Source organism: Actinomadura sp. NPDC048032 (genome assembly GCF_040653175.1).
Classification (GTDB): domain Bacteria; phylum Actinomycetota; class Actinomycetes; order Streptosporangiales; family Streptosporangiaceae; genus Spirillospora; species Spirillospora verrucosospora.
Genome location: NZ_JBEZJP010000607.1, coordinates 1 through 3,641 on the forward strand (window position 1 = coordinate 1; position 3,641 = coordinate 3,641).

4 protein-coding genes are annotated in these 3,641 nt (G+C 74.0%); 2 read left to right on the plus strand and 2 right to left on the minus strand.

The genetic code is table 11. The features are described from left to right. Positions 1-53 precede the first annotated feature (53 nt). Positions 54-620: a molybdenum cofactor guanylyltransferase gene (locus AB0C69_RS39860; protein ID WP_345181156.1), complete on the minus strand. Its 567-nt coding sequence runs from the start codon at positions 618-620 to the stop codon at positions 54-56. A 5-nt stretch (positions 621-625) separates the two neighbouring features. Further along, a complete protein-coding gene (gene moaA, locus AB0C69_RS39865) occupies positions 626-1,615 on the minus strand; it encodes a GTP 3',8-cyclase MoaA (RefSeq protein ID WP_360361536.1) in 990 nt (329 codons plus the stop codon). A gap of 107 nt (positions 1,616-1,722) precedes the next feature. On the opposite strand from moaA, the gene AB0C69_RS39870 reads away from it, so the two are divergent. Both AB0C69_RS39870 and AB0C69_RS39875 read left to right on the plus strand, forming a co-directional pair. Beyond that, positions 1,723-2,550 carry a lysophospholipase gene (locus AB0C69_RS39870; protein ID WP_360361539.1) on the plus strand — a complete coding sequence of 276 codons (828 nt, stop codon included), beginning with the start codon at positions 1,723-1,725 and terminating at the stop codon, positions 2,548-2,550. Between the two features lie 247 nt (positions 2,551-2,797). After that, positions 2,798-3,641 (plus strand): hypothetical protein (locus tag AB0C69_RS39875; RefSeq protein ID WP_360361542.1); only part of this gene is annotated, 844 nt, incomplete at its 3' end.

The following is a 3,641-nucleotide window of genomic DNA, read 5'->3' on the forward strand; positions in this document are numbered from 1 at the left end:
TATCCACGACGTCGGCGTCCCCGGGATGTTGCTCCCGAACGGCTCGGCGACGATCAAAGCAGGCGCTCGGCGGCGGCCAGCTGCTCCGGGGTGTCGCAGTCGTACCACGCGGGGCGGGCGTCCGGGGGCAGGGCGACCGGCACGGGGTCCAGGGGGCCCAGGAGGCCGCGCAGGGACGCGCCGTCGTAGCCCGCCAGCGCCGTCCGCAGGGCGCCGGCGCGCCAGCAGCCCGCGAGCCACTGCTCGCGGCCGTCGCCGTCCACCAGGACGGCCCCGTCGCGTTCCGCCGCCGCCTCCAGCAGCGCCGCGACGTGGGCGGGGCGGAGGAAGGGCAGGTCGGCGGCGAGCAGCGCCAGCCTCGGCGCGCGGACCTCGGCGAGCCCGGCGCGCAGCGCGGGCACCGGCCCGGCGCCGGGCGGGTCCTCGCGGACGACGACGGCGCCCGGCAGGACGTCGCGGCGCGGCCCCACGACGATCAGCCGGGACGCTCCGGACGCGGCGGCCGCCGCCCACTCGATCAGCCGGCGTCCCCCCACGGGGGCGGCGGGCTTGTCGGCGCCGAACCGACGGGCGCGCCCGCCCGCGAGCAGCACGGCGTCGAAGGGCGGGCCGGCGTCCACGCGGGTCAGCCGCCGATCGCCGACATGGGCCGGGCGGGCTGGAGGAACGCCGGGTCGTCGATGCCGTGCCCGGCGCGCTTGGTCCGCACGGCCCGGCGCCACCGCTCGGCCAGCTCGGCGTCGTCGGCGCCATCACGCATCGCGTCCCGCAGGTTGGACTCCTCGGTGGCGAACAGGCAGTTGCGGACCTGTCCGTCGGCGGTGAGCCGCACCCGGTCGCAGGCCCCGCAGAAAGGCCGGGTGACCGAGCCGATCACGCCGACCGTCTCGGGGCCGCCGTCGACCAGGAACGACTCGGCGGGGGCGCTGCCGCGCTCGTGCGCGGTGTCGGGCACGAGATCGAACTCGGCGGACAGCCGGTCCAGGATCTCGTCCGCGGTGATCATGTTCTCGCGGGTCCAGCCGTGCTGGGCGTCCAGCGGCATCTGCTCGATGAACCGCAGCCGGTAGCCGTGCTCCAGGCAGTACCGCAGCAGCGGGACGGCCTCGTGGTCGTTGATCCCGCGCATCAGCACGGTGTTGATCTTGACCGGGGCGAGGCCCGTCCGGCGCGCCGCCGCCAGCCCCTCCAGCACGTCGGCGAGCCGGTCGCGGTGCGCGAGGCGCCGGAAGGTATCGCGGTCGAGGGTGTCGAGGGAGACGTTGACCCGGTCGAGCCCGGCCTCGGCCAGCGGCGCGGCCAGCCGGTCGAGCCCGATGCCGTTGGTGGTCAGCGAGGTCTGGGGGCGCGGCGCCAGCTCGGCCGTCCGCCGCACGATGCCGGCGAGGCCGCGCCGCAGCAGCGGTTCGCCGCCCGTGTAGCGGACCTCGGTGACGCCGAGGTCGCGCACGGCGAGCCCGACCAGCCGGACGACCTCGTCGTCGGTGAGCAGTTCCGGCTTCGGCAGCCAGTCCAGCCCCTCGGGCGGCATGCAGTACGAGCAGCGCAGGTTGCACCGGTCGGTGAGGGAGACCCGCAGGTCCGTCGCGGTACGGCCGAAGGTGTCGACCAGCACGGGCACCCCTTCCTGTCGCGGTCTGGATCTCCAGCCTATTGCGGTGGTTGACGATCCGATCCCCCTCGGGAGACGGTGATCTTCCATCGGGCGGCAGGGAGGCCGGAGTGGCGACGTCGCGGGAGTGGGAGTTCGCGGGCACGCGGGGAGCGGTCACCGCCCGGAGCTGGGCGGACGGCGAGCCGCGCTACGTCGCGGTGCTCGTGCACGGCTACGGCGAGCACCTCGGCCGCTACGGCCACGTCGCGGACGTCCTGGTGCGGCACGGGGCCGTCGTCTGCGGCCCGGACCACGCGGGCCACGGCCGCTCGGCCGGCGAGCGCGTGCTGGTGGAGGACGTCGAGGACGTCGTCGCCGACCTGCACACGGTCGTGGAGGCGGCCCGCGGCGACCACCCGGGCCTGCCCGCCGTCATGATCGGCCACTCCATGGGCGGGCTGATCGCCACCAGGTACGCCCAGCTCCACGGCGCCGGCCTCGCCGCGCTCGTGCTGTCCGGACCGGTCCTCGGCCGCTGGCACGTCGTCGAGGAGCTGCTGCCCCTCGACGCGATGCCGGACGAGCCGATCGACACCTCGACGCTCTCTCGCGACCCCGCGGTCGGCAAGGCCTACACCGAGGACCCGCTGATCTGGCACGGCCCGTTCAAGAAGCCCACCGTCCGGGCGCTGGACGACGCCCTGCGCCGCGTCAGCGAGCACGGGTCCCTGGGCGCGCTGCCGACCTTCTATGTCCACGGCGACGCCGACGAGCTCGTCCGCCCGCGGGACACCCGCGTCGGCATCGAGGCGATCCGCGGGGACGACCTCACCGAGCGCCTCTATCCAGGCGCCCGCCACGAGGTCTTCAACGAGACCAACCGCGACGAGGTCCTCGCCGACGTCACCGCCTTCATCGACCGCGTCCTGCCGGAGGCGCCCCGGTCCGGCGCCTGACCCGCCCGGGCGCCGACGACCCGGTGCGGCGCGCCCGCCGTCCTCCCACGGCCACCCCCGTCTGACTGGTATGGCCACATAAAGAAGGCTGCCGAGTCAATATCGCTCTACGTAGCATTATTTTTACCGAGAGGCACCATCTCGCGATCCAAAGGGGGGACGCGCACATGAGCCGAACGAGGATCCGCCACCGGGCGGACGCGACCGTGGAGCGCCGGCCCGCGGACCTGCGCGAGGACGGTGGCACATGACGCTGGTGGGGGCGGCCGTCACCCCCCTGACCGGCCAGACGTGGACGGCGGCGATCAGCGCGTTCGAGACGCTCACGGACCGCCCCATGCCGGTCCGCCGCTGCTACGACGGGGCCCCGCCGTCCTCGGTGAGCGCCTCGCAGCTCCGCTACGACGTGGGCGTGCGCAAGAGCGTCTACAGCATCAAGCCGACCATGTCGACGCCACTGTCGACGCTCCAGGCGCTCGCGTCCGACATCGTCGCCAAGGGCGCCCAGTGCGACGTGATCATCTACCACGAGCCGGTCGACAACATGTCCGGCGACGCCTTCGTCAGCCTCTACAAGCGGTCGGCGCCGCCGTTCCGCGCGGTGGGGGTGAAGGTGGGGGTGTGCTTCACCAACTACTCGTGCAACCTGCCCTACTCCGATCCGCAGTCGGCGCTGCGGAACTACTGGCCGGACTCGGGCATGGTCGACTTCATCGCGATCGACGAGTACCCGATCGGGGAGATCACCTCCACCACGGACGCCGCCCCGATGGACGCCCGCACGCGGCGGGTCTGCCAGTTCGCCGACGCCCGCGGCATCTCCCTGGGCCTGGCCGAGTACGGCGTGGACGCCTCCTGGGACGTCACCAAGTCCGATCGGTGGATGCGGTCGGTGACCGACTGGGGACGGGCCCGCGCGAGCCTCGGCCACCCGCTGCGGTGGGCGAACTACTTCCATTCCGGTGTCTACCGGCTGACGCACGCCGAGCACCTGGACGCCTACAGCGACACGGCCCAGGTGCTGCGGATGAGGTCCATGGCGGTGTCGGGGGGGGTGCCGCAGACGGCGGGGGTGGGGTGCAGGGCGGCGA